Here is a 26,704-nt window from a genome sequence, read left to right as displayed (position 1 = left end):
ATTTATGCTGTTGGTTCATCCAGCTCATCTAGCGCAGGGGCCCAGAAACAGCACCCTAACGGTGGCACTGTTATCACGATACTTTGTGGCATGCCTTGCCACGGCGTAGCTTGTGTTTCACAAGCCTCATCATTAACCACATGACTGCCGCCATAATGACGATGGTCACTGTTGATGATCTCCACATAATCTCGATCGGTCGGAACTCCAATCCTGAAGTCGTGATAAACCTGTGGCGACATATTAACCACAATCACCACTGGCTGCTGTTTATTGATGCCAAAACGACAAAACACTAAAATGTTATTGTCAGCATTATTACCGTCGAGCCATTGGAAACCGTCACTATTGTGATCGCGTTGATATAACGCAGGGTATTGCTGATAACATTGATTGAGATCGCGCACCCAATCTTGCACACCTTGATGCGGTGCATAGGTTAATAAATGCCAGTCGAGGCTCTGGTCATGATTCCACTCGCTGCGTTGTGCAAACTCATTACCCATGAACAACAGTTTTTTGCCAGGATGCGACCACATAAAGCCGTAATAAGCGCGTAAGGTGGCAAATTTCTGCCAATCATCACCGGGGATTTTATGCAATAACGATCCCTTACCGTGTACCACTTCATCATGACTAAGGGACAAAATAAATTGCTCGGTAAAAGCGTACACTAAGCTAAATGTCAGTTCTCCATGGTGATAGCGTCGAAAAAGGGGATCGCTGCTGATGTAACGCAGCGTGTCGTTCATCCAGCCCATATTCCACTTAAAACCAAAACCTAAGCCGTTATTACTGGTCGCTTGAGTCACGCCTGGCCACGCCGTGGACTCCTCAGCAATCATATTAATCCCGGGAAAGGATTGGTACATGCGCGCATTTAACTCTTGTAAAAAACTGATGGCGTGCAGGTTTTCGCGGCCGCCAAATTCATTGGGGACCCATTGGTCGGCAGTGCGACTGTAATCGAGGTATAGCATTGATGACACGGCATCAAGGCGCAAACCATCAAAATGAAATTCGTCTAGCCAGTAATAGGCATTACTGTATAAAAAGCTGCGCACTTCCGCGCGGCCATAATTATAAATTAACGTGTCCCAGTCGGGATGCTCACCTTTGCGTGGATCTTCATGTTCATATAAGCAACTGCCGTCAAACCTAACAAGTCCATGAGGGTCGCGAGGAAAATGCGCTGGCACCCAATCCAGCAACACGGCAATACCTTGTTGATGGCACTCATCAATAAACGCTTTAAGACCATTCGCGTCACCAAAGCGGTATGTAGGGGCAAATAATCCCACTGGTTGATACCCCCAAGAACCGTCAAACGGATACTCACTGATGGGCATCAATTGTAAATGAGTAAAACCCATTTCTTTAACATACGGCACCAGCTCTGCAATTAACTGTGTATAGTCAGTATAATCTTGGCCGTCATCGCCCGTTCGCCGCCATGAAGCTAATTGCACTTCATAAATTGACATCGGTTGTGCATGAGACTGACTGCTTGCTCGGTCGGTTAACCAGTCACTATCTTGCCAGTCATAGTGTTCTGGTTTTGGAATTTTTGACGCATTATGTGGTGAGGGTTGCATCGCAACCGCATAAGGATCGGATTTAATGATCTCATTGCCGTGCATGTCGCAAATTGCGTATTTATAATGTTGTTCAGGTTCAACATCAGCAATAAAAATATCCCACAAGCCACTGCCTGGATGGTGGCGTAATACATGGCGTTTCTTGTCCCATAAATTAAAATCACCGATCAGCGCCACTTGCTTCGCATTAGGTGCCCAAACACAAAAATGGACACCCGTGACACCATGATGCTGGCGCCAATTAGCCCCTTGAAAGTGATAGGTTTGCAGCTGGCTTCCTTCACCAAAAAGGTACACATCATCTGGATCCAATACACTATCAAATTGATATGGGTCAATGATTAACTGCTCACACAATGGATATTTGACTCGCAATAAATACTGAAACGGCTTAACTCTACGAGCAATTTTACCGGCAAATAACCCTTGTTCATTGACATGCTCAAGGCTGGCCACTTTACGGTGGTCTTTAGCACTCAATACATCAACACTCAGCGCACCTGGCAGTAAGCAACGAACAACCAGTGCTTTACCGTCATTAATACTGTGCATTCCAAGCAATGAAAACACATCTGTGTATTCACCATTTAATAAGGCAATTTCGCTTCCTGAATGAAAATACGGGGTCGCTACAGTCATAGTCAATGATCCATTATTGGGCGTGTTTATCGGATGAAGAGGTGTCTGCAGCGCTATAGTTACTGCGAGTTTGCCGAGCAAACTTTATGGCATCGAGACGTTGCTGTACTTTAGGGCTTTGAGACATTTGCTTAATTGATAATGGTAATCGCCGTTGCCAATTAGGAAACTCTTTCCATGTCCCTGGAATATTCACCCCATGCTTATCGGCGACTAAGTCGCTCAACTGGACGCTGAATAATTGAGCATTGCCCTTCGCAGCCACATGGATCCAAGCCAACATAATACTATCAAAGTCCAATTGATCCACTGACACTGTCAAAGTAGGTAACTCAAACGCCTGTTCGCGGATAAGTAAATCGACTAACTGCTGCTTCTCAAGCTGACGCTGGACAATTATTTGTTGTAACTTATCATCAGTTTCAATCAACTCTAGCTCACGCCGTAGCCGTAAATCGGCACCCGTCCACCACGCTGCAAGCGTCGGCACATCATGATTAGCCAGCATCATCAAGCTTTGATACTTGTGGTCTTTTGGCGCCTTAAAGCCATGATGATCTTTACAGAAATAGAATAATTCGTTAGATAAAATGCCCGCATCGTGTAAAAGTGACACAATTTCGGGTGGCACTATGCCTAAATCCTCACCAATGACGATGCAACGAGCACGTTGACTTTCCAGGCAAACAATCGCTAATAAGGTTTCAAGCGGGTAATAGACATAGCTCCCTTGACCTAGTTCTTCATCCAGCGGCCACCACCATAAACGCAGTAGCCCCATGACATGATCAATTCTCAATGCCCCGCAATTTTGCATATTGCTGCGAACCAATTGAATAAAATGACAAAAATTATCCTGCTTTAATTTTACCGGGTCGAATGGCGTTAAGCCCCAATTTTGACCTTGTTCGGCAAATGGATCTGGCGGCGCACCAATGCTGGCGTTATCACAAAATAAATCCACATTGGCGCTAACTTCTGCGCCCTGACTCACCGCACCTACGGCCAAATCACGGATCAATCCAATACTCATGCCACACTGTTTGGCATTTAACTGACAAGCTTGTAATTGCTCATTGGCGATAAACTGCAGATACAAATAAAAGCCTGCATCTTGTGTGAAATTTTTTGATGCTAACTTCATTTCTGTATCAACAAATTGCATCAACGCCACTCTATCCTGCGCCAAAAATGCCAGATAAGCTTTGAACCTAGGGGTTTCTAGCTTAACGTGTTGATAGTTAAATATTTGATACAACTTCTCAAAAGCAGCGTATTTAAGACTTTGAACCTCCTCATAATTAATGAGATGAGCGTGATTAAGTGCGCGCTTTTTTTGTTGCCATTTCTGTGATGATAACTCCCCATTCAACGCTTTATACTCATAAACGGCTTCAATTTGAATGTACAAGGGATTTAACCGACGGCGATCTGTTGGGCTGTATGGACTGGGGTTATTTGGCTGGCTGATGTCTAAAGCATGTAATGGATTAAGCAGAATAAAATCAGCACCGGCCTGAGCCGCGTAATCAATAAGTTCGGCTAAATTACCAAAATCGCCGATACCCCATTGAGCATCATTACGTAATGCATACAGTTGAGCGTTCAACCCCCAAGATTGTTTACTGCTTGTTGATTTCTGCGCTAAACGCCCTTGATAAGCCATTGCGGGCGCAACCATCAATTGTCCGTGTAAGGTTTCTGTACGGGCAGGATCATTTAAAAACGCTAAGCTAGCCTGGTAGTAGCCTAGATGCAGGTTTGATTTATCAAGCAATAATCGATATTGGCAATAGCGCTGGCCGTTAATATAATACTCGCCAGTGATAACACAATCACTCACGTCAGCGTTAACAATAATAGTGTCAACGTTTTCACCGCTGACGGTCACTGCAAAGGCAAATGAATAATGCTCTGGCAGATAGATATCAATATGAGGTTTATCGATAGCACACCATTGGAATTGATGCAGCGGCATCAACCAAGGTAGCACATCAAGTTGCTCGATTCTCGCGGCTATCGGTTGCGCTGATAATTGTTGTTGTGTAAAAGCCTTCATGTCAAATGGCTGCTGGCCAGAATCATTATCTCCGTGAAGATGATCGTGTTGATGAAGAGATGACGGCAACAACATTGTGGTTAAAATGCCCTGCCTGTCCTTAGTAGGTATATGAACAAGATTACCGAAAAAATCGATAAATTCTGCCCCAACACCTTGCAAATACAGCAACTTCTCCAGTCCCATATTTGTCTTCCTCGTGATAATTAACTGCATTTATTCCAGCAGTTACCATGCCAGTTAATTATAACAAATACAATACAGATTAATGACAATAAAATAATAGAGCTCTTTATTTTAAATCAATCGCTTATCCTAAACAGTCACTATTAAAACGTTTATTTAATACAGTTGTTTTAACATTATTTATTGAGCACTAATGGTGCAATATACACAAAATAGTGCAGTTAATTAATCTGTCTCATGGGTGATATGCCTCAAAATAGCGCAGCTAATCGAGTCATTATTTCGATACTGATGGCTATGATGCTGACATCGAAAAGTCACCATAACGTTGCCGTCTAATAACTCAAGCCATGCCAATATTATGTGCTTCAATAAGTCGACAATGGACTCAACAGGGTTAAATCATCTTATTAATGTCTGTTAGCTTGGCGTTGTCACTGCTAAGATTGATCATGGTTACTCTAATTGCTGAAACAATAGAGACTTACAATAGGCTTGTTTGAGGTCATATGCGGTGCGTTGTTGGTTATTGAGTGACGCGAATACCGAATGTCAGCTAACGTAGAGCCAACAATTGGAAATACCCAATATCAATGAACAAACACGAATTCACCCTGCGCTATAACTTGCATCGCCTGCGTTCTACCATTACTTCTGCGCCCCAATCGTATCTTGGCCGCCAAGCAGCGGTATTAATCCCTGTGATTGAAATAGAGCAACAACTGCATCTTATGTTAACCCGACGTCCGATGCATTTACGTCACCATCCTGGGCAAATTAGCTTCCCAGGCGGCAAAGTTGAACCTGGTGATATTAATATTATTCATACCGCACTGCGTGAAGCACACGAAGAAATTGGTTTATCCCCAGAAAATGTTGATATTTTAGGTCTGTTCCCTGCCCATAAAACCTTTACCGGTTTTGAGATCACCCCTGTCGTGGCCTTAGTCAAACAGCCCTTTGAACTGGTGATCGACCCTGGTGAAGTTGATGATTGTTTCTCAGTACCCTTGAGTTTTTTTATTGAGCAGAGTAACCGTCATAAAATGTTTCATTACCGCCATGGCGCATATTATCAAGTGCACTTTATGCCATTTGAAGACAAGTTTATTTGGGGTGTAACAGCAGCAATAATTGACTTATTGTGCCGTCATATAGAAGTAAATTAACAACAGTGCATGGACGGTTTGCACCAAAAACCGATTTATTTTCAAAATCAATTCAGCTTCGAGCTATTAATAAGCTCAGCATACATAAGTGGATTTACACTAAGTAACGAATATACAAACCCGCTGACAGTGATACCAACAACAACAAGGGTATATTGACCCAAAAACCAATCCGCGTCGTGGTTTTGGCATAAAAGTTAACCAGTAGATTGAGAAAACTGATCCCAGCACACCACCAAATAAGATATTCCAATTTTATGGTTAATTCGGGGTCCCAATGTAATCGCACCGATACCCCTTTACTCAAAAAGTACCCTACCGCGCGATCTGGTCTGGCTTCGCCAAAAATAATCAATGCATAAATGGCTAAACTCCAGCCTAATAACGAAAAGATGGTCAACACCACTTGTATAATACCTAAACGAGACATGCCCTATTCCTTGGTTGACGAGATAATAAAAGGCTAATTCGCCAAATATTTAACCGACTTAGTCAAAAGTATCACAATATTCACCATAGAATAGCGTTTTCAGCTTGAGAAAAGTCACCAGCAAGGTAAGATAAACGCCAAATTTATATTTATATTCGTTATGTTGGAGAATTAAGCAACAATGAGCATTGCATCTGTCGCTTCTGTATTTAAAGCTGAACACGCCATTGGTTCACAAGTCACTGTCCGTGGTTGGGTCAGAACTCGTCGTGATTCAAAAGCGGGGATCTCTTTCTTGGCCGTGTATGACGGTTCATGTTTCGACCCTATTCAAGGTGTCGTGCCAAATAGCCTAGCCAATTACAATGACGATGTATTGAAATTGACTGCTGGCTGCTCGGTTATCATGACCGGTGAAGTGGTTGCCTCTCCTGGTGCCGGTCAAGCATTTGAACTACAAGTATCTGAAATCGTGGTCACAGGTTTTGTTGACGATCCAGATACTTACCCAATGTCGGCTAAACGCCACTCTATTGAGCATTTACGTGAACTTGCCCATTTACGTCCTCGCACTAACATTATTGGTGCAGTTGCCCGTGTACGTAACTGTTTATCCCAAGCTATCCATCGTTTCTATCATCAAGAAGGCTTTATTTGGGTATCAACTCCTTTAATCACGGCTTCTGACTGTGAAGGTGCCGGTGAGATGTTCCGCGTGTCGACATTAGACATGGAAAACTTGCCGCGTACTGAAGCCGGTAAAGTTGATTACGACAAAGACTTCTTCGGTAAAGAAGCATTCTTAACCGTATCGGGCCAGTTGAACGCCGAAACGTATGCCTGTGCATTATCTAAAGTGTATACTTTTGGCCCAACGTTCCGTGCTGAAAACTCAAACACCACTCGCCACCTTGCAGAGTTTTGGATGGTCGAGCCAGAAGTGGCGTTTGCAACCTTAGACGATGCTGCTGAATTAGCAGAAAAAATGCTTAAGTTCGCTTTTAAAGCAGTACTTGAAGAACGCATGGATGATTTAACCTTCTTTAACGAGCGTGTCGATAAAACGGTTATTGATCGTTTGCAGGCATTCGTCAGCAGCGATTTCGCGCAAGTGGATTACACTGATGCGGTAGAGATTTTGAAAAACTGCGGTAAAAAGTTTGATTTCGCAGTCGAATGGGGCATCGATTTACAGTCTGAACACGAACGTTATTTAGCAGAAGAGCACTTTAAAGCACCGGTAGTCGTTAAAAACTACCCTAAAGACATTAAAGCTTTCTACATGCGCTTAAATGATGACGGTAAGACCGTTGCAGCGATGGACGTACTTGCTCCAGGTATCGGTGAAATCATCGGTGGCGCGCAACGTGAAGAGCGTTTAGATGTATTAGATGCACGTTTAGCTGAAATGGACTTAAGCCAAGAAGATTACTGGTGGTACCGTGACCTTCGCCGTTACGGCACCGTACCTCATTCAGGTTTTGGTTTAGGTTTTGAGCGTTTAGTCTCCTATGTGACTGGCGTTAATAACATTCGTGATGTTATCCCATTCCCACGCGCACCTCGATCAGCCAGTTTCTAATTATCTCGATAATATAAAACTGCATAAACGCGCCAATTGGCGCGTTTTTTATTGACTGTTTGACCTGTTATTTTGATATTTACCCTCTTGCTATCGCCTTTCTACTCACCACATTGACTATCCCTATCTTAATGCGGGCGTCACAAGGTGATGGCCATAAATGAACTTAACATAAATGAACTTAACATAAATGCCACGAGTAAAGCTTATACCCACAGCTGTTCTGATAAGGCTTTGTTGTTCATGCTATTTCATTAATAATAAAATCAATCTGGGCAGGTGTTCAGTGAGTAAATGAACCGTTAGATATGGCTCATAGATAGCGATCTAAATATTAACAATATGAATGCTCTCTGAATTATCCCGCGACTAACGCTTCGCTCAGATCTCGATTTTTTTCCGCCAAATGAGATAAATAAAACAAAAAAAATCAGCAAATTGCTGACTTTTTGTACCCACTAAATGTTGGCTTTCAATAATAGTCACGGTATTACGTGCGCCACCACTAATGCAAACCGAAACGAAGTTAATCAATTAACTGAAGCATAATCTCATCTGGTTAACTCCCTCGGCCAGATTTAGACATCTTGACATTGATAATGTGGCCGTTTGGTTTCAGCTGAATGTATTAACTATTTACAATGATGAGATCGCGTAAATGTTTGACGTCATCACGCACGGCCGCAGCTTGCTCAAACTCTAAGTTCTTAGCATGTTCATGCATTTGTTTTTCCAGTTTATCAATTTGATGACTCAAATCGGCAATGCTGGTGTATTTCGCTCGCTCTTCTGCCACTTCGGCATATTTAGAGTGATTTTTACGGGTACCTTTGCTGAAGTTAGTACCACCCACATCCATCACATCTGTGATACTTTTCACTACCCCTCGCGGTACTATGCCATTGTCAATGTTGTGTTGGTGTTGTTTTTCACGGCGACGATCAGTTTCATCCATGGCTTTAGCCATGGAGTTGGTGATGCGATCCGCATATAAAATGACTTTACCGTTAACATTTCGGGCAGCGCGACCTATGGTCTGTATAAGTGAGCGTTCTGAACGTAAAAAGCCTTCTTTATCTGCATCTAAAATGCACACTAATGAGACTTCAGGCAGATCCAGACCTTCACGTAATAAGTTGATTCCGATCAGCACGTCAAAATGCCCTAGACGTAAATCACGAATAATCTCAACTCGCTCAACGGTATCAATATCAGAATGCAGATAACGCACCTTCACTCCATGTTCGTCAAGATATTCGCTGAGATCTTCTGACATCCGTTTGGTTAATGTGGTGACCAACACACGTTCATTGACCGCCACGCGTTTGTGGATCTCAGACAAGAGATCGTCAACTTGAATTCCCACAGGGCGAACTTCAAGCACAGGATCGAGCAATCCTGTTGGCCTTACAACCTGCTCAGCTATCTCGCCGGAACTTTTTTCAAGTTCATATAAGCTGGGTGTCGCCGAAACAAAAATGGTTTGCGGCATTAACCGCTCAAATTCTTCAAACATAAGCGGCCGATTATCTAATGCTGATGGTAATCGAAACCCATACTCCACTAAGTTCATTTTTCGGCTTCTATCGCCTTTATACATGGCCCCAATTTGCGGCACCGTCACATGTGACTCATCGATGATAAGTAAGCCGTCTGCCGGCAAATAGTCTAATAAGGTTGGCGGGCCCTCGCCAGTGGATCGGCCTGATAAATAACGCGAGTAGTTTTCAATCCCTGAGCAATAACCTAACTCGACCATCATTTCAATGTCGTATTGAACGCGCTCAGTGATCCGCTGAGCCTCAATCAGTTTATTGTTATCGAGTAAATATTGACGACGTTCCCGTAACTCTTGTTTAATTTCTTCAGTCGCCGCAATAATTTTTTCTCGCGGAGTCACGTAATGTGTTTTTGGATAAATTGTGGTGCGAACTATTCGCTTATTAATCTGTCCGGTCAAGGGATCAAATTCGCTTAAGCGTTCTATTTCGTCGTCAAATAATTCAATTCGAATCGCTTCTCGTTCAGATTCTGCTGGAAAAATGTCTATTACTTCACCGCGAACACGATATGTGCCGCGTTTTAATTCAATGTCATTGCGTTTGTATTGTAATTCACTGAGTCGGATGAGAATGTCACGTTGCCCGATAAAATCACCCTGGCGTAAATGCAATAGCATTTTCATGTAGGAGTCGGGATCACCCAAACCATAGATAGCGGACACAGAGGCAATAAGTACCACGTCTTTACGCTCTAATAACGCTTTAGTGGCCGATAAACGCATTTGCTCAATGTGAGCATTAACCGATGCATCTTTTTCAATAAAGGTATTAGAAGCGGGTACATAAGCTTCTGGTTGATAGTAATCGTAGTAAGACACAAAGTATTCAACGGCGTTATGTGGGAAAAACTCTTTCATTTCACCATAAAGTTGCGCCGCAAGGGTTTTGTTGGGCGCCATAATAATGGTGGGCCTGCCCATTTGCTTGATGACATTGGCTATGGTGTAAGTTTTGCCTGATCCTGTTACGCCTAATAACGTTTGACTCGCAACACCTGATGCTAGGCCATCCACTAATTTTTTTATCGCTGTAGGTTGATCGCCCGCGGGTTCGAACTTGGACTCTAGGGAAAATACTGACTCTGACACAACACGGTTTCCTATTCTATTGAACCGATGATCATATACCTAAACACGGGGAAATGGCGATACATAATCGTACGGTATTAGCGGTAACTTACATCGATAAGCATGGGCATTGATAAACCCTTGACTGAAAAACCTTGGCCTCGCAGCTAAAATATTGTGAGATGATCTTATTGCGATATAAGATCATTATCAGTCAGATACTCCCTCAATATGACAGAATAAACGTCATTTAATGAAAGTAATAAACAACATCATTAGATCAGGTAGAAAGGTCGCTAATACGCCGAAAAATCAGGCTAAAGCTCAATTTAATACACAATCTATATGACAAAGAGATTACAATTTTGCAACTGACAGAACAGTGAGCAAAAAAAGAAGTTGCTTTTTTTATGTCACTGATTAAAAACAACTTAAATTATCGCCAATTAATTGTACCAATTTAAGTCCGACTCAAGTACTACAAGGGATTGCCGCTCATTTACAGTAGAAGTCCACAAGTTTATCCACAGATTTAGTGGATAAGTCAAGAAAGCTCAATACTGCTGCGGGGTAGCGCCCAAATGAATTTCATCAGAGCGTAAGAAAGTTGTGATGAAATTTAATTACATTTGCACATTTATACGAAAGATAGCGACAATAGTTCAGCTGTTATTTTAAATCATTAGTTAACTGATAGCTTAACAATGCATTGAAGGTCGATCAACATTGCGATCATATCTCGCCAGCTCAAATATTCATTCAACAACTATCACCCGACCCATCTCGCTTGTCATCATTGGCAACGTCCATGCAATGGCTTTTGAGATAATACCAATACTCGAATAACCCCGCCTCACCTGGCAGTCACGTCCGACTCTCTCTTTCGCAATGACATCACAAAGGCCCTCATCAAGTCTGTCGACGATATATTTATAATATGACCTGTGGTATCAAACTCCTTGCAATAAGAAAGCATACGCCATGACAAGGCTCTATGGCTCTATTCATCCAAGGTCTTCGTCGACTCAATATGATTAACTGGCACTTTCCAAAAAAAGTGTCGAAAACGAAATCAGTTTATTAACGAAAACGGATATAAACACGTTCGTCTTGCAAAACATATCTGAAAAAGGTCAACGTAAACACCCAGTCATAGACACCAAATATAAGCGCCCCAGCAGAATATCGTCGTTATCACCTTAAGAATGAATTTTAAGAGTAAGTGATTAATTTTCTTTTCATTGTTCAAAAATCGACATAAATGCCCAAAAGTCGTTCACGATGTGTGTTTGGTAACCAATTAGGCACATAAATGCGTTTTTTTTTATAACTCGAGTTGACTCAGTTACCAGAGCGTTTTACTATGCGCTCCGTTCTCGGCAATACATTGCTAAAAACGCTTCCCCAGTAGTTCAGTTGGTAGAACGGCGGACTGTTAATCCGTATGTCACTGGTTCGAGTCCAGTCTGGGGAGCCATTTAGTCATATGAGTTGAGATGTAAATATAATTCCCCAATAGTTCAGTTGGTAGAACGGCGGACTGTTAATCCGTATGTCACTGGTTCGAGTCCAGTTTGGGGAGCCAATATTTACTGTTATCGAAATAATTCCCCAATAGTTCAGTTGGTAGAACGGCGGACTGTTAATCCGTATGTCACTGGTTCGAGTCCAGTTTGGGGAGCCATCGAGATAACAAATTTGAAATAATACGCTTCCCCAATAGTTCAGTTGGTAGAACGGCGGACTGTTAATCCGTATGTCACTGGTTCGAGTCCAGTTTGGGGAGCCATTTCAAATATTAGTAATTACAAAAGTTGATACTAGTAATAATCAATTCCCCAGTAGTTCAGTTGGTAGAACGGCGGACTGTTAATCCGTATGTCACTGGTTCGAGTCCAGTCTGGGGAGCCATTATTATCGGCAATATTTCTTCTGTTAAAACCTCGCGTTTGTTAATCTACTCTTTACTTTCAATATCATAACCTTCCAATCGCTTCATTTATCTTAGTTATCATCATTTATTTAAGACTACTTTTTTAGTGAAATATAGTTAATTTTTCTATATGTAATAATACCTTAGATTAATAATTAACTAATCTCATTTCTGCTATGATAATATTGATTATAATATAAACTATTTAGATCATTATATTTTTGGTTAACATCTTGTTCGAACCTCTTCAGCACAAAGCTTGTGCCGGACTGAGCAAATTTAGCCAAAAACACTTATGGGAATGGATGTTTTATGGGCTTATCGAAATCCTTTCAGCTGGTTCTTTTCCTTGTGTTTGGATTATTAATCTTCCAAATTTACACGGTCGAAAATAACCAAGTACAGGAACAAGGTGAAGTTGCGCGCGCAAGTTATCAACAAAATGTACAAACCATTGATGACTGGCATGGCAGCGGAGAAGCGTTATACCAACGCATGTCTAAAGACTTTTCTTTTCAGTTTTTTCAATATATCCATAATACCGACAGTAATAATAATTTTACCTATGGCAGTTTACTTCGCCCTTCAGACGATTTTGCCAGCCAAGTTTTTGATATTGAATTAGGTCACGTTCAAAACTTTGCCGATGGTCGCTTACAAGTGAGATTAGACACTGCCAGTGTGTTGTCACCCAGCTTTAATGACTTAAGGCAAACCGCGACATTATTAATCGCGGCATATATCATTCTGATGCTGTTATTTGCCGCACTCGTGCAGTTACATCGTCGTAGAATCAACTATGCTGCTGAATACATTGCTCATATCCCTGACTTATCATTCCTCGCCATTGAAAAATCACGCTTCCCGGGCGTACTGAAACCATTAGGTAACGCAATAGAAACTTGCCGTGGTCAATTAAAGCTCAGCCTAGATCGGGTAAGTAAAGAAAATGAATTGTTAACCAAAGCCGCTTACCAAGATCCCGTCAGTGGCTTTTCAACGCGCCAACGCTTTACCCAGCATATTGAAGCGATAAGTAAAACGGATAAACAGCAATATGGTGTACTGGTTGTGGTTAAGGCGGCTGAACTTGCAAGCGTCAACCAATTACATGGCCGCGCTGCTGGTGATGATTATTTAGCAAAACTGGCAAGCTGCATTCGTAAATCGGCATCAAAGCTTGGCGCGAATAAGTGCTTTAGGGTTTCTAGTGGTGATTTTGCTGTTTTCATTGACAGTATTTCCCTAAAAGAGGGTGAGCGATTTTTAGAGCAACTTAAACGTTATCTTGACGAATATGCCCAAAGCACAAAAAGTGACTCTATAGCGCATGCGGGTATGGTGCCCTATCAGCAAGGAAACGAGCCATTAGCATTGATGGCATTAGCTGATACCGCCGTCAGCGTGGCACAAACTCTGGGGCCTAATCGTTACTATCAATTAGAGAAGCTATCGGGTGATGAGCAAGTCGGAACAGACCATTGGAAAATCACTATCGGCGACTTGATTAATCGTCGAAGCGTAAAATTTTATCAACAACCTATTCAACCCTGTAACAATGCTACTGAAGTTTACCGCGAGTTACTGGCTCGCTTTTATAACGGCGAAGGTAGACATTTACCAACAACCACAGTGATTGCGATGGCTGAACGTTATGGGATGAGTATTGAATTAGATAAAATGATTGTCACACAAACCATTAAAATCTTGAGTGAAAACCCGAGTATTTCAGGTAATATGGGAGTGAATATCAGTGCGTCCTCAGCGCTTCAAGGCAGTTTTACGGTTTGGTTAAAAGATATATTGTCTAAACACCGTGGCACCGCTGCTCGATTAGTGTTTGAACTTAATGAATCAGGAATGCAGACCAATTTAGAGTCTAGCCATCAATTTGTTACCGAGATACACAAAGTAGGCGCAAAAATCGCTATCGAGCGCTTTGGTTTAGGCTTTACCTCATTTAAATTTTTCCGTGAAGTACGTCCTGACTTTATCAAGTTAGACAGCAGTTACAGTGACAATATAGAACAAGATAATAATAATAAGTTTTTTATTAGGATGATCGTTGATATCGCAAAACGCATCAGTATCCGCGTCATAGCCACGGGTGTTGAAAAGCAGGATGAAAAGCTCACCCTAGAAAAACTCTTAGTGGACGGACTACAAGGATATTATATTGCTAAACCTGAATTGTTGTTGCTTAAACAGTAACAACAAGGTTAATAAAGGGTAAAAAAACACGCTTTTATTCTAAGGTTAAACATTTTATGTTTAACCTTATTTTTTATCCGTTGTTTATCGGCGTCAAACCTAAGATAATACTAACAACTATTGGTCAAAAAATTGTAGCAATGACAGATTACCTTCTCCTGTTAATCGGCACAGTGCTGGTAAACAACTTTGTTCTGGTAAAATTCTTAGGTCTATGCCCTTTTATGGGGGTGTCGAGCAAATTAGCGTCAGCAATTGGGATGTCGATGGCAACCACGTTTGTGTTGACCCTAGCGTCTATTTTGAGTTATTTAATTAATGAATTTCTGTTACAACCATTTGATCTCAGTTATTTACGCACCATGAGCTTTATTTTAGTGATTGCCGTCGTGGTGCAATTTACTGAAATGGTAGTGCAAAAAACCAGTGCCTCCTTACATCGCGCGCTGGGCATTTATTTACCATTAATCACCACCAATTGTGCCGTATTAGGCGTCGCTTTACTTAACGTCAATGAAGACCATAATTTTATTCAATCGGCTATATATGGTTTTGGTGCTGCGGTTGGCTTCTCATTAGTGTTAATTTTATTTTCTGCCATGCGTGAGCGATTAGCGGCCGCCGATGTGCCTTTACCTTTTAAAGGTGGTGCAATTGCCATGATCACTGCCGGGTTAATGTCATTAGCCTTTATGGGGTTTGCGGGGCTGGTTACTTAATGATTTCGAGTATATTAATTGCCGTCGCCATACTAACCGCCTTAGCATTGGTGTTTGGTGTCATTTTGGGTTTTGCGTCGAAAAAATTTAAAGTCGAAGGCAACCCTATTGTTGATCAAGTAGAAACCTTGCTACCGCAAACTCAATGTGGTCAATGTGGTTTCCCTGGTTGTCGACCCTATGCAGAAGCCATCGCCAATGGTGAGAAAATCAATAAATGCCCTCCAGGCGGTACCGCTACCATGGAAAAAATTGCTGAGCTCATGGGGGTAGAACCTGAAGCGTTAGGCGAAGAGGCTCAAGCTAATGTGAAAAAAGTGGCTTACATCCGCGAAGATGAATGCATTGGTTGCACTAAGTGTATCCAAGCCTGCCCAGTTGACGCTATTTTAGGTGCCGGTAAATTAATGCATACCGTTATTGTCAAAGATTGTACTGGCTGTGACTTATGTGTTGAACCTTGCCCTGTTGATTGTATAGATATGATCCCCGTTGCAACCACAATACAAAATTGGGACTGGAAGTTACACGCTATCCCAGTAAACGTGATCGATCCTGAGCAAGAGGAAAAACGGTGCTAACGTTATTAGAGCAATTAGATAAAGGTACTTTGTGGCGCTCTCCTGGCGGGATCCATCCACCTGAACTTAAATCATTATCCAATCAACGCACAATTTTACCTTTACCACTATCATCGCGATTTGTGGTCCCGGTTCCCCTTGTCGGTCAACAGGCCGCACTTAGCATTCGTGTTGGTGACAAGGTATTAAGAGGACAATCAATCACTGAAGGTGCTGGTTTTACCTATTTACCGGTTCACGCGCCTACCTCTGGGACGGTTGTGGCAATAGAAGAACACCATAGTAACCATCCCTCTTTATTACCTGTGTTGAGTTGCATCATCGAAGCTGATGGTCAAGATACTTGGTGTGAACTGGTACCAGGTCAGATTGAACAATTGTCAAAACCGGCTATTCTAGACAAAATCAAACACGCAGGGATTGCAGGGGCGGCGCGGCGTTTCCTAGCCATGTCAAACTCAACCCCGCCAGCGAAATCGATTTAGTCATCATTAATGGTGTGGAATGTGAACCCTATATCAGTGCTGATGATCGATTAATGCGTGAATACAGTGATGAAATCTTAACTGGTATAAGTATTATCGATCATTTACTTAATCCACAGCGCATTATCATCGCCATTGAAGACAACAAACCTGAAGCCGCGCAGGCTATGGAATCGGCTATTCATCGCAGTTCATTGCCCAACGACATGATCCGCGTCACCGTTATTCCAACAAAGTACCCTTCTGGCGGTGAAAAACAACTTATTCAAATTATTACCGGTAAAGAAGTGCCAAGTGGCGCGATTCCAGCCCAACTCGGTATTGTTATGCATAACGTCGGTACCGCCTATGCAATACAAGATGCGGTATTACTAGGTAAACCACTTATTGAACGCGTGGTAACATTAACGGGCGAAAACATCGGTAAACCCGGAAACTATTGGCTTAGAATAGGCACAACCGTAGCCGATGCCCTCAGTCAAGTTAGTTTCAAACCAGAGCGCGCGCAAAAAATCATTGTAGGCGGCCCAATGATGGGATATGCAATAGCCGAACTTGATGTGCCAATATTAAAAGGCACCAACTGTTTGCTAACACCAAGCCAAACAGAAATAGCACCCGATTCAGATGAGAAAGCCTGTATTCGATGTGGTGAGTGCGCTGTCGTTTGCCCGGCATTATTGTTACCACAACAGTTATTCTGGCACGCAAAAGCTGAAGAATACGATAAAGCAGCGAGTTTTAATTTAAAAGACTGCATTGAATGTGGTTGTTGTAGCTATGTCTGTCCAAGTGATATCCCCTTAGTTGGATACTATCGTATCGCTAAGTCGGCGCTGAAAAATACCGCTGAAGAAAAACTTCAAGCTGAAAAAGCTAAACTTCGTTTTGAAGCTCGCTTACAACGTCTTGAAGATGAAAAAAATGCGCGCGAAGAAAAATCAAAGCAAGCTGCCGCCAAGCGCCAAGCAAATATGAAATCGAGTGATAAAGATGCTGTTGCCGCCGCGATGGCACGTATCGCCGCGAAAAAAGCTCAAGCAACAGACTCAGTAACGCAAGGTTCCGCTGCCACAAGCCTTGCATCTTCGAGCAATGTAGCAATCGATACCACCAACGTAAATAAAACAGTCATTAACGCCGCCATTGAACGTGCTAAAGCTAAAAAAGCTGCATTAGCCAATGAGTCAACGCAAACAAACGCCCTCAACACACCCAGTGGAGCTGAAGTTATCAATGAGTCAGCCCAACCACTAGATGACAAAAAAGCTAAAATTGCCGCGGCGGTTGCACGTGCTAAAGCCAAAAAAGCTGCATTAGCCAATGGCTCCGCGACAACAAGTACTACCGATACAAAAAGCACTGCGGTGACTGAACATGCTGTCGTTAGCAAAAAGGAGACTATTACCGATAATAACCACAACACTGCGAGTGAAGCTGAAGTAACTCATTCAGCCACCACCCAAGCTGTAGATGACAAAAAAGCTAAAATTGCCGCGGCGGTTGCACGTGCTAAAGCCCAAAAAGCGGCATTAGCCAATGGCTCCGCGACAACAAGTACTGCCGATACAAAAAGCACTGCGGTGACTGAACATGCTGTCGTTAGCAAAAATCAGACTATTACCGATAATGACCACAACACTGCGAGTGAAGCTGAAGTAACTCATTCAGCCACCACCCAAGCTGTAGATGACAAAAAAGTTAAAATTGCTGCGGCGGTTGCACGTGCTAAAGCCAAAAAAGCGGCATTAGCCAATGGCTCAGCGACAACAAGTACTGCCGATACAAAAAGCACTGCGGTGACTGAACATGCTGTCGTTAGCAAAAATCAGACTATTACCGATAATGACCACAACACTGCGAGTGAAGCTGAAGTAACTCATTCAGCCACCACCCAAGCTGTAGATAACAAAAAAGCCAAAATTGCTGCCGCTGTCGCCAAAGCAAAAGCGAAAAAGCTCGCTAACAGTGCTAAGCAAGAGGAACAATAACTATGGCATTTAAAATTGCCTCATCTCCACATGTCAGCACAACATTGCACACCAATAAAGTGATGAAACGTGTCGCGCTATGCCTAATACCGGGTATTGCAGTACAAAGCTATTATTTCGGTTATGGTACTCTTGTACAGTTATTACTCGCCATTACAGTGGCTTATTTAGCTGAATCTGCCGTAATGAAGTTACGAAACAAAAATATTTCCGCCACGTTATCTGATAATAGTGCATTGGTTACTGCAAGCTTACTTGCGGTTGCGATTCCGCCTTTAGCACCTTGGTGGCTCATTGTAATAGGCACAGTATTTGCCATTGTCATCGTTAAGCAGCTTTACGGCGGGCTGGGTAATAACGTCTTTAACCCGGCTATGGCCGCTTACGTTCTATTGTTGATTTCATTCCCAGTGCAAATGACATCATGGGTCGCTCCGCAAACGCTCACGCTCAATAGCGCAGATTTAAGCAATACTATTAACAGTATTTTTCAATTAAACAACGTCTATTCGGCAGATTTTTTTCGGCTTGCGATTGACGGCACCACAATGGCAACACCACTGGACACACTTAAGACCGATCTTTCAATGGGCATGACCACGACAGAAAGTTTGGCTAAAATCATCTTCAATGGCAGTGTCGGTGCCGGCTGGTTTTGGGTGAATTTGGCTTACCTTGTAGGTGGGCTAATCATGCTCAAGCTTCATGTTATACGCTGGCACATCAGCGTCTCTATTTTACTGACATTATTTATTTGCGCCAGTGGCGGATTTTTAATCAGTCCGGATACCTTCGTCAGTCCAATGATGCATTTATTTTCCGGTGGTACCATGTTGGCGGCATTTTTTATTGCCACCGACCCAGTCACTGCAGCAGCGAGTCCTCGCGGTCGACTGATATTTGGCGCCATGATAGGCTTACTCATTTACTTAATACGCACCTTTGGTGGCTACCCTGATGCCGTCGCATTTGCCGTATTGTTAGCTAACATGTGCGCACCTTTTATTGATTATTATGTTCGCCCGCGTAGCTATGGTCATCGAGCAGGAAATTAATTATGTCTATTTTAACAACTAACCCGATGATTAAAAATGGCCTGTTACTCGGCCTATTTGCCTTATGTTGCACCGGCCTCGTCGCGTTGGTGAATGCCTTAACCAGTGACACAATATTATTGCAACAGCAAAAACAATTAACCCTAACGCTTAACCAAATTATTCCGACCGAATTACACGACAATGTACTCAGTGAGCAATGTATTTTGGTTAATTCTCCGCAGCTATTAGGCACTAAAGCCGATTTGCCGGCCTATCTTGCTTATAAAGGCGAACAACCTGTTGCCATCGCGATTGAAGCCATTGCTCCAGATGGTTATAACGGAGCAATAAAACTCATTATTGGCGTTGATAACACCGGGACAATATTGGGTGTTCGCACCCTTTTCCATCAAGAAACGCCTGGCTTAGGCGATAAAATTGATTTACGAAAGTCTGATTGGGTCACTCATTTCAGCGGCAAACGTTTTACTGGAAATTCAAGCGACTGGAAAGTGAAAAAAGATGGCGGACAATTTGATCAATTTACCGGTGCGACCATTACTCCGCGCGCTTATGTTAAAGCCATTGCAAATGCGATGACATTTGTTGAACAACATCGCCAAGCGCTCTACCAAAGTCATTATGCCTGTGAGGCCAACCATGAGTAATTATCGTGCAATCGCGGCTCAAGGGTTATGGAAGAATAACCCCGGATTAGTCCAACTATTAGGTTTATGTCCGCTGCTTGCTGTGACAGCAACAATCACAAATGCATTAGGTTTGGGGGTTGCCACTTTGTTGGTACTAATTGGATCCAATGTCTTAGTTTCCTTGGTACGCGATATTGTTCCTAAAGAAATTCGTATCCCAGTATTTGTTATGATCATTGCCGCACTTGTCACTTGCGTACAATTACTGATCAACGCTTATGCCTATAATCTATATTTGTCGTTAGGCATTTTTTTACCACTGATTGTGACCAACTGCGTCATCATCGGCCGCGCTGAAGCATTTGCCTCTCGTAACTCTGTAGCCCACTCGGCCTTTGATGGATTAATGATGGGGTTAGGTTTTACTGCTGTACTGGTTGTTTTAGGTGCCAGCCGAGAATTACTCGGTCAAGGGACCCTATTTGGTGGTGCTGATTTATTATTAGGTGATTGGGCGAGTGTGTTAACGATTCATGTGTGGCATGTGGACACACCATTTTTATTGGCGATGTTGCCGCCGGGAGCATTTATAGCGATGGGATTATTAATTGCCCTTAAAAATGTCATCGATAGCCGAGTAAAAGCACAGCAGCCTAAAGCTGAAAGTGTTGGCGTGACGCGTGCTCGGATCACTAAAGTCAACTAACAAGACTCCGCGGTTACTCTAAAACGGCCGTTAACTTAACGATGAATTGACTGATTAATATGAATAAAGATAAACGTATCCAAATTCTCAACCGATTAAGAGACAATAACCCTAAACCTGAAACTGAATTGAACTTTTCAAGTCCATTTGAGTTATTAGTTGCTGTGACATTATCAGCACAAGCGACCGATGTCAGTGTCAATAAAGCGACCAATAAGCTGTTTCCTGTTGCCAATACGCCTCAAGCCATATTTGACTTAGGGGTTGACGGGCTTAAGCAATACATTAAAACCATTGGCCTATACAATAACAAAGCTATTAATGTGATTAACGCCTGTAAAATGCTGCTGGATTTGCATAATGGTGCGGTACCAGAAAACAGAGACGCACTAGAAGCTTTACCTGGCGTGGGTCGAAAAACAGCAAACGTCGTTCTCAATACGGCATTTGGCTGGCTAAAAGATAATGAAGGTAGATACTTTATTGCTGTTGATACACATATTCAACGAGTAGCTAATCGCACAGGCTACGCTAAAGGTAAGACTGTTGAAGAAACCGAACAAGCCATCATTAAGAACACCCCTAACAAAACTGAATTTATGTATGATCTACATCACTGGTTAATTTTGCATGGTAGATACACGTGCATAGCACGAAAGCCTCGCTGCGGTTCTTGTATTATCGAAGACTTGTGTGACTTTAAAGAGAAGACTGAAGACTAAAGATTTACTTAACCCATTTATAATCTCATCGTCAGCTATGGTAGGTAATCATTATCATAGCTTGATCTATCTTCACTCTTGCCACGAAGAGTAAGTGGTTCTGTTATTACTTATTTAGTATTTTCCTGACACTGAAATGAACTTTCGAGATATCCAGAAAAATATTGAAAGTTTGAATTTATCGAATAAAAAGTTAAGGTTAGTAGCTGCCAAAGAGGAGACTCTTGCCTGAATGTAAAACGGATTCAAAATAGACTGTTTACATACTAAAGCTGACGTATCGAGTTCTGTTTAAATTTATATTGCAGCCCAGTTTTATTATGCCACTATAATTTTCTACTTATATAAGCACCGATAGGTATGCCAATTAATCTGCCCGCCTCTAAACCAAAAGTAGCACCAACATGACCTCGTGTTCCTGCACCGATTAAGCTCGATTTTTCTGCTGTTTTCCCCAAGCTATTGCGGTCATATGATCACCTGTATGTTAAGCAAATCCAAATTAGACAAAGTAAAAACATTGAACTATTTTTATATCACTGTGAACACCCATGTTCACGAATAATTAGGAAATACAAAAAATGAAAACAAATTCAATCCAAGGATTATTGTTTTGTGTATTAAGCTTATTCGCTATTCAAAATGTATATGCAGAAGAACCACCTTTTATTGGTGGTGAGTATTGGGAAGTTACAGGTATAAAAATATCCGATGGTGCTGGCCTTAAATATTCGACGTGGCTTGCGGGCGAATGGCGTAAAAACAGCGATTATGCCAAATCTCAAGGCTGGCTAATAGATGCTAAAGTTATTAGTAATGTACACCCCAGAATGGATGAGCCTGACCTTTACCTGGTTCGTGTATTCGAAAACATGGCATCCGTTGCTGAAAATGAAAAGCGTCGTACCACGTATATGGCGTGGGCAAAGAAAAGTATGGAAAAGATGGAATCTGAAAGCGGTAACCGTGCTGAGTTTCGAACCATCATGAGTACTTCATTGCTGCAAGAGATGAAATATCGAGATTAAGACTTAACTGTTACCAAAAAAGTAGGGGGAGCTTCATTACCCTACTTTTTTTATCGAGAAAACAACACTCACACATCACTCATTCACAACAGCAAACAAACCGTCAGCATCTATAAGGCCAAACAAGCTGCACATACCCAAATCTCCACCATAGAACATCGCCAACTAAACAAAAGCCTACCGACTATCGTCAATAGAAAGCTTTCTCACTTAATGTTTGTTCTACGCCACAAACGGATGGTTTTAGATACTAAAAATCTGCGTTTGAAAGAGCTATTTAGATAGGATAGAAGAAGCTTTGGTGTTGCTACTAGTCACTTTCGCAATGAGCATATTTGTCAGTTTTTTGAGAGTTAACAACATTTCATTCCAATATATGATGCTAAGCGTCACGATGACCTCAAAGCGGTCGATTTTTGTTATTCGACATAACCTCACCCAACGCTAACATAGAGACGAAAGTGGACGTTAAAATATTGAGTTGGTAGTTTGGACTTAAGTAGTTTGATCTATTGATATATATAGGTAAGCAAGAGCAATAGAGCATTTTTCATTTCATTAAGTACAGCTGATAGATGTGGCTCGCTGTGATAACGGCTAGTGAATTTAACGGACAATTAGCATCTGAAATCGAGAGTGTAGTGACATCGTTAATTTGAAATAGTTTGGTAGGCTTTTAAGTCGCAATGAGAGTGATGAGAGTGATGAGAGTGATGAGAGTGATGAGAGTTAGACTCGCGCTTACAACAAAAATCAGCAATTAAAATTACAGTATCAATAACTGTTTTAGCGATAAACGGAAGTTTTGATATTGCTGCTGTTAACTTCCGTTAAGCACAAAACAACCCAATAGTGTATTCTTTCCATATAAAACATATGCAATAATTAACACCACTTAAAGTTGGCCCACGATTGCGGTCGACACGCATATTTTTAGGTTAGCGAATCGCACTAAGTTTGCTCCTGGCAAAAATGTCGACCAAGTTGAACTGAATATGCTTAAAGTGGTGACAAGTGAGTTTAAGGTCGATGTACATCATTGGTTTATTCTACATGGGCGTTACACTTTTTTAGCGCAAAAACCACGTTGTGGCAGCTGTATTTAGTGAATATAACGCAGATTTTAAAGACAAGGTCTATCCAGAAGAATAACCCCAAATCACCTAGGGTGTTTTGGGGTATTTATATCAATGTTTTGAATGTTAACTCATCAATTAACATGCAATACAGTTATTTAGCGGTGGATCAAATGGGGCTATCTATTTTATGATGGTGCTTAAAACATCGACACAAAAAACGCGCTAAAACAAATTGCGATTACGACAGTCGTGCCTAAGGCCATTTTTAATTCTGTATTCATTGTCTTGCCTCCATATGTGTATAACGAAATAATAACGCTTTTAGGCCAAATGCCCAAAAGATAACATCATAAATGTGAGCCAAAGCAAAATATGATTATTGTCTATTCGAAAACAACTGGCTATCCACTCGAGTAAAACAATGCAACCTCACCTTGTTCGTTTTAAGTTTTAATCAATCAGAACTGCAAAACTTTTCATTGTCATCTGAGCTTGTTAAAGTCAGATAAATTTTATAAGAGAGCATATCATGTCGCAATTACTTCATACGATGATCCGAGTAGGCAACCTTGAACGTAGCATTCAATTTTATACCCAAGTCATGGGAATGAAACTACTACGCCAATCTGAAAACCCAGAGTACAAATACACCCTCGCTTTTGTTGGTTTTGGTGAGGAAACAACAGGCCAAGCCGTTATAGAGTTAACTTATAATTGGGGTGTCGATACATATAATTTGGGTAATGGCTTTGGGCATTTAGCCATAGGCGAAGACGATATTTATGCCCGTTGCGAGACGATTGCTGCCGCTGGCGGTAACATTACTCGAGCACCGGGTCCGGTTGCCGGCGGCAAAACTGAAATTGCCTTTGTTGAAGATCCTGACGGATACAAAATTGAGTTAATTCAAAAGAGTTCGGCGACTGAAGCGTTAGGTTAGATCCATCCTTATCACCACAAGTTAAATAGCTAGGCCTGATCATATATCGCTCACCTAGTAAGATTAAAACCAGCGAAAGCTGGTTTTTTTATCTAAAACGATATTGGTCTAATTGCGTATGTTCACTAAAGCAAGTGGATAAGATTGGGCTTATTCGGGCTTAACAAGACTAAAATGATCATAAGCTCTTTGACTCGCAATACGGCCTCTTGGTGTGCGCTGAATAAAGCCTTGCTGAATTAAAAAAGGCTCCAGTACGTCTTCAATCGTTTCTCTATCTTCACCGATGGCCGCCGCGAGGTTATCTAATCCTACAGGGCCACCCATAAATTTATCAATAATGGCAAGCAAGAGTTTACGATCTAAGTAATCAAAACCTTGCTCATCAACATCGAGTAAATCGAGGGCATATTCGGCCACTTTTTGGGTCACTTTGCCATCATGTTTGACTTCAGCATAATCGCGAACCCGGCGTAATAAACGGTTGGCAATTCGCGGGGTGCCGCGTGAGCGCTTGGCTATTTCAATCGCGCCTTGACCATCTATCTCAAGTTCCATCACCTTAGCTGAACGGATCACTATGGTGGTAAGATCTTTCACATTGTAAAATTCTAACCGTAATGGAATACCAAAACGAGCCCGCAATGGTGAGGTTAATGCACCGGCACGCGTGGTAGCGCCAATAAGTGTAAATGGCGGCAAATCTAATTTAATCGAACGCGCAGCAGGACCTTCACCAATCATAATATCAAGTTGGTAGTCTTCCATCGCCGGATAAAGGATCTCTTCGACTACAGGGCTTAGACGATGAATTTCATCGATAAACAGCACATCCCCCTCTTCAAGGTTAGTCAGTAAAGCCGCTAAATCCCCCGCTTTTTCAAGTACAGGGCCAGAAGTGGATTTGATATTCACTCCCATTTCATTGGCTACAATCATCGCCAAGGTTGTTTTACCTAAACCTGGAGGACCAAAAATTAGCATGTGATCAAGTGCTTCGCGACGATTTATCGCTGCTTGAATAAAAATCTTAAGCTGGGCTCGAGTATCATCTTGACCTGTATACTCATCCAACATTTTAGGGCGCATAGCACGATCAATAAGTTCATCTTGACCTTGTTCCTGTGGCTGGATTAGACGATCAGCTTCAATCATTTTTACGTACCCTGTTTATGCATATCATCATATTTATAACATTGATTTTAATGCAGCTTTAATTAACGTTTCAGAACTCATACCTTGTTTAAAAGCCGCAGAAACTGATTTACTGGCTTGTGCAGGTTTATAGCCTAACGATAATAACGCGGAAATGGCATCTTCCTCTGCACTGTCTGCTGTCGGAGCCGGTGTATAATTACTCTGCAACATAAATTCGCGCTCAGAACCCGCTGATGCTTCAAGCAAGCTTTTAAGCTTATCACGCATTTCAATGACTAAGCGTTCAGCGGTTTTCTTACCCACGCCAGGTAACTTGACTAAGGTGGCAATGTCGTCACGTTCGACACATGAAACAAACTCCGATGCTGTCATACCCGATAAAATGGTTAACGCTAACTTAGGGCCAACGCCGTTGGTTTTAATCAATAAACGAAATAATGCCCGCTCTTGTTTAGTGATAAAGCCATAAAGTAACTGCGCATCTTCACGCACCACAAAATGGGTAAATAACATCGCAGCATGATTTAACGCTGGCAACTCATAAAAGCTGGTCATGGGCACTTGCAACTCATAACCGACACCATTGACATCGAGCACCACTTCAGGCGCGTGTTTTTCAACTAAAATACCACTTAGACGACCTATCATTTGTATCTTCCATATGTTCTGCTGCTAGCTTTACCACCCATAGCGATAAGGCTTTGATAAGTATGAAAATGGCATATTGCTACCCCTAACGCATCCGCCGCATCGGCTTGTGGTGAAGCAGGTAGTTTAAGTAATTGCTTAATCATATGTTGAACTTGTGTTTTTTGGGCTCGACCCGTCCCTACGACTGCACTTTTTATCTGTGTCGCGCTATATTCAGCAACAGGCAGTCCGGCACATGTTGCCGCGACAATCGCCGCGCCTCTTGCTTGACCCAGTTTTAGGGCAGAGTCGGCATTTTTTGCCATAAAAACCCGTTCAATGGCAAACTCATCAGGCTGATATTGAGTAATAATTTCGCATAGACCCGCATAAATTTGTTGTAATCGTTGGGGTAAATCATCGGCAGATGTTCGGATACAGCCGCTGCCAAGGTAAATCTGTTGACGGCCTTGGCATTGGATCACACCATAGCCTGTAATACGGGAGCCGGGATCAACCCCTAAAATAATGGCCATTGATGC

The 26,704-nt window shown here is 42.1% G+C and carries 18 protein-coding genes, 5 tRNA genes and 2 pseudogenes; 18 read left to right on the top strand and 7 right to left on the bottom strand.

Annotated features, from left to right (window positions below; all coding sequences use genetic code 11):
- Positions 1-2: 2 nt before the first annotated feature.
- Together glgB and malQ are read right to left on the bottom strand one after the other, a co-directional pair.
- Positions 3-2,237: a 1,4-alpha-glucan branching protein GlgB gene (glgB, locus tag EGC80_RS15185; protein ID WP_124013066.1), complete on the bottom strand. Its 2,235-nt coding sequence runs from the start codon at positions 2,235-2,237 to the stop codon at positions 3-5.
- Positions 2,238-2,250: 13 nt separating this feature from the next.
- Positions 2,251-4,482 carry a 4-alpha-glucanotransferase gene (gene malQ, locus EGC80_RS15180; RefSeq protein ID WP_124013065.1) on the bottom strand — a complete coding sequence of 744 codons (2,232 nt, stop codon included), beginning with the start codon at positions 4,480-4,482 and terminating at the stop codon, positions 2,251-2,253.
- A 593-nt stretch (positions 4,483-5,075) separates the two neighbouring features.
- On the opposite strand from malQ, the gene EGC80_RS15175 reads away from it, so the two are divergent.
- Positions 5,076-5,651, top strand: a complete 576-nt coding sequence (locus EGC80_RS15175) for a CoA pyrophosphatase (protein ID WP_124013064.1) — start codon at positions 5,076-5,078, stop codon at positions 5,649-5,651.
- A gap of 94 nt (positions 5,652-5,745) precedes the next feature.
- Here the strand turns inward: EGC80_RS15175 and EGC80_RS15170 are convergent, their stop codons facing one another.
- Positions 5,746-6,081, bottom strand: coding sequence for a hypothetical protein (locus tag EGC80_RS15170; RefSeq protein WP_124013063.1), 336 nt, complete (start codon positions 6,079-6,081; stop codon positions 5,746-5,748).
- A 181-nt stretch (positions 6,082-6,262) separates the two neighbouring features.
- Here EGC80_RS15170 and asnS point away from each other — a divergent pair, with 181 nt between their 5' ends.
- Entirely contained in the window at positions 6,263-7,663 is a 1,401-nt protein-coding gene (asnS, locus tag EGC80_RS15165) for an asparagine--tRNA ligase (RefSeq protein ID WP_101031133.1), read from the top strand.
- Between the two features lie 628 nt (positions 7,664-8,291).
- Here the strand turns inward: asnS and uvrB are convergent.
- Positions 8,292-10,313: an excinuclease ABC subunit UvrB gene (gene uvrB / locus EGC80_RS15160; RefSeq protein WP_124013062.1), complete on the bottom strand. Its 2,022-nt coding sequence runs from the start codon at positions 10,311-10,313 to the stop codon at positions 8,292-8,294.
- 1,380 nt (positions 10,314-11,693) lie between these two features.
- On the opposite strand from uvrB, the gene EGC80_RS15155 reads away from it, so the two are divergent.
- From EGC80_RS15155 to gloA, 16 genes and pseudogenes are all read left to right on the top strand, one after another.
- Positions 11,694-11,769: transfer RNA gene (locus tag EGC80_RS15155), tRNA-Asn, on the top strand.
- A gap of 32 nt (positions 11,770-11,801) precedes the next feature.
- A tRNA-Asn gene (locus EGC80_RS15150) sits at positions 11,802-11,877 on the top strand.
- A gap of 23 nt (positions 11,878-11,900) precedes the next feature.
- A tRNA-Asn gene (locus EGC80_RS15145) sits at positions 11,901-11,976 on the top strand.
- A gap of 29 nt (positions 11,977-12,005) precedes the next feature.
- Positions 12,006-12,081 (top strand) — tRNA-Asn (locus EGC80_RS15140).
- A gap of 46 nt (positions 12,082-12,127) precedes the next feature.
- Positions 12,128-12,203 (top strand) — tRNA-Asn (locus EGC80_RS15135).
- Positions 12,204-12,537: 334 nt separating this feature from the next.
- Entirely contained in the window at positions 12,538-14,436 is a 1,899-nt protein-coding gene (locus EGC80_RS15130) for an EAL domain-containing protein (RefSeq protein ID WP_124013061.1), read from the top strand.
- Positions 14,437-14,576: 140 nt separating this feature from the next.
- The gene (gene rsxA / locus EGC80_RS15125) at positions 14,577-15,155 is read left to right on the top strand and encodes an electron transport complex subunit RsxA (RefSeq protein ID WP_101034661.1); all 579 of its coding nucleotides are present in this window, start codon (positions 14,577-14,579) and stop codon (positions 15,153-15,155) included.
- A 2-nt stretch (positions 15,156-15,157) separates the two neighbouring features.
- A complete protein-coding gene (rsxB, locus tag EGC80_RS15120; protein ID WP_124013157.1) occupies positions 15,158-15,736 on the top strand; it encodes an electron transport complex subunit RsxB in 579 nt (192 codons plus the stop codon).
- Positions 15,730-18,212: pseudogene (rsxC, locus tag EGC80_RS15115) on the top strand (electron transport complex subunit RsxC). The gene rsxB and the pseudogene rsxC overlap by 7 nt, the downstream one beginning before the upstream one ends.
- 2 nt (positions 18,213-18,214) lie before the next feature.
- Complete coding sequence (rsxD, locus tag EGC80_RS15110; protein ID WP_124013060.1) at positions 18,215-19,267, top strand: electron transport complex subunit RsxD; 1,053 nt, start codon at positions 18,215-18,217, stop codon at positions 19,265-19,267.
- A gap of 2 nt (positions 19,268-19,269) precedes the next feature.
- Entirely contained in the window at positions 19,270-19,917 is a 648-nt protein-coding gene (rsxG, locus tag EGC80_RS15105) for an electron transport complex subunit RsxG (RefSeq protein WP_101031122.1), read from the top strand.
- Positions 19,910-20,605 carry an electron transport complex subunit E gene (locus EGC80_RS15100; protein ID WP_101031120.1) on the top strand — a complete coding sequence of 232 codons (696 nt, stop codon included), beginning with the start codon at positions 19,910-19,912 and terminating at the stop codon, positions 20,603-20,605. Before rsxG ends, EGC80_RS15100 begins: the two co-directional genes overlap by 8 nt.
- Positions 20,606-20,664: 59 nt before the next feature.
- Entirely contained in the window at positions 20,665-21,327 is a 663-nt protein-coding gene (nth, locus tag EGC80_RS15095; protein WP_124013059.1) for an endonuclease III, read from the top strand.
- Between the two features lie 581 nt (positions 21,328-21,908).
- Positions 21,909-22,355, top strand: a complete 447-nt coding sequence (locus EGC80_RS15090) for a hypothetical protein (RefSeq protein ID WP_124013058.1) — start codon at positions 21,909-21,911, stop codon at positions 22,353-22,355.
- Between the two features lie 902 nt (positions 22,356-23,257).
- A pseudogene (locus EGC80_RS22725) lies at positions 23,258-23,507 on the top strand (endonuclease III); the annotation flags it as partial.
- A gap of 456 nt (positions 23,508-23,963) precedes the next feature.
- Positions 23,964-24,374: a lactoylglutathione lyase gene (gloA, locus tag EGC80_RS15080; RefSeq protein ID WP_124013057.1), complete on the top strand. Its 411-nt coding sequence runs from the start codon at positions 23,964-23,966 to the stop codon at positions 24,372-24,374.
- A gap of 150 nt (positions 24,375-24,524) precedes the next feature.
- On the opposite strand, the gene ruvB is transcribed toward gloA, so the two are convergent.
- The 3 genes from ruvB to ruvC are packed head-to-tail and all read right to left on the bottom strand — an operon-like array spanning position 24,525 to position 26,698.
- Complete coding sequence (gene ruvB / locus EGC80_RS15075) at positions 24,525-25,529, bottom strand: Holliday junction branch migration DNA helicase RuvB (protein ID WP_101031112.1); 1,005 nt, start codon at positions 25,527-25,529, stop codon at positions 24,525-24,527.
- A 33-nt stretch (positions 25,530-25,562) separates the two neighbouring features.
- Positions 25,563-26,180 (bottom strand): Holliday junction branch migration protein RuvA, encoded by a 618-nt coding sequence (gene ruvA / locus EGC80_RS15070; RefSeq protein ID WP_124013056.1) that lies wholly within the window; start codon positions 26,178-26,180, stop codon positions 25,563-25,565.
- On the bottom strand, positions 26,177-26,698 hold the full coding sequence (gene ruvC / locus EGC80_RS15065) for a crossover junction endodeoxyribonuclease RuvC (protein WP_059743772.1): 522 nt from the start codon (positions 26,696-26,698) through the stop codon (positions 26,177-26,179). Before ruvC ends, ruvA begins: the two co-directional genes overlap by 4 nt.
- Positions 26,699-26,704: the final 6 nt, after the last annotated feature.

The sequence above is a fragment of the Shewanella psychromarinicola genome (assembly GCF_003855155.1).
In the GTDB taxonomy this organism is placed as follows: domain Bacteria; phylum Pseudomonadota; class Gammaproteobacteria; order Enterobacterales; family Shewanellaceae; genus Shewanella; species Shewanella psychromarinicola.
Note: the sequence above shows the minus strand (reverse complement) of the source record. Positions and strands in the feature narration are given on the sequence as shown.

Excerpts from the sequence above, each read along its gene's own strand:
- malQ (WP_124013065.1), bottom strand. The coding sequence starts at position 4,482 with ATGGGACTGGAGAAGTTGCTGTATTTGCAAGGTGTTGGGGCAGAATTT.
- ruvC (WP_059743772.1), bottom strand. The coding sequence starts at position 26,698 with ATGGCCATTATTTTAGGGGTTGATCCCGGCTCCCGTATTACAGGCTAT.
- EGC80_RS15170 (WP_124013063.1), bottom strand. The coding sequence starts at position 6,081 with ATGTCTCGTTTAGGTATTATACAAGTGGTGTTGACCATCTTTTCGTTA.
- EGC80_RS15175 (WP_124013064.1), top strand. The coding sequence starts at position 5,076 with ATGAACAAACACGAATTCACCCTGCGCTATAACTTGCATCGCCTGCGT.
- EGC80_RS15130 (WP_124013061.1), top strand. The coding sequence starts at position 12,538 with ATGGGCTTATCGAAATCCTTTCAGCTGGTTCTTTTCCTTGTGTTTGGA.
- EGC80_RS15090 (WP_124013058.1), top strand. The coding sequence starts at position 21,909 with ATGAAAACAAATTCAATCCAAGGATTATTGTTTTGTGTATTAAGCTTA.
- rsxD (WP_124013060.1), top strand. The coding sequence starts at position 18,215 with ATGGCATTTAAAATTGCCTCATCTCCACATGTCAGCACAACATTGCAC.
- ruvB (WP_101031112.1), bottom strand. The coding sequence starts at position 25,529 with ATGATTGAAGCTGATCGTCTAATCCAGCCACAGGAACAAGGTCAAGAT.
- glgB (WP_124013066.1), bottom strand. The coding sequence starts at position 2,237 with ATGACTGTAGCGACCCCGTATTTTCATTCAGGAAGCGAAATTGCCTTA.
- nth (WP_124013059.1), top strand. The coding sequence starts at position 20,665 with ATGAATAAAGATAAACGTATCCAAATTCTCAACCGATTAAGAGACAAT.
- asnS (WP_101031133.1), top strand. The coding sequence starts at position 6,263 with ATGAGCATTGCATCTGTCGCTTCTGTATTTAAAGCTGAACACGCCATT.
- rsxA (WP_101034661.1), top strand. The coding sequence starts at position 14,577 with ATGACAGATTACCTTCTCCTGTTAATCGGCACAGTGCTGGTAAACAAC.
- ruvA (WP_124013056.1), bottom strand. The coding sequence starts at position 26,180 with ATGATAGGTCGTCTAAGTGGTATTTTAGTTGAAAAACACGCGCCTGAA.
- gloA (WP_124013057.1), top strand. The coding sequence starts at position 23,964 with ATGTCGCAATTACTTCATACGATGATCCGAGTAGGCAACCTTGAACGT.
- rsxG (WP_101031122.1), top strand. The coding sequence starts at position 19,270 with ATGTCTATTTTAACAACTAACCCGATGATTAAAAATGGCCTGTTACTC.
- EGC80_RS15100 (WP_101031120.1), top strand. The coding sequence starts at position 19,910 with ATGAGTAATTATCGTGCAATCGCGGCTCAAGGGTTATGGAAGAATAAC.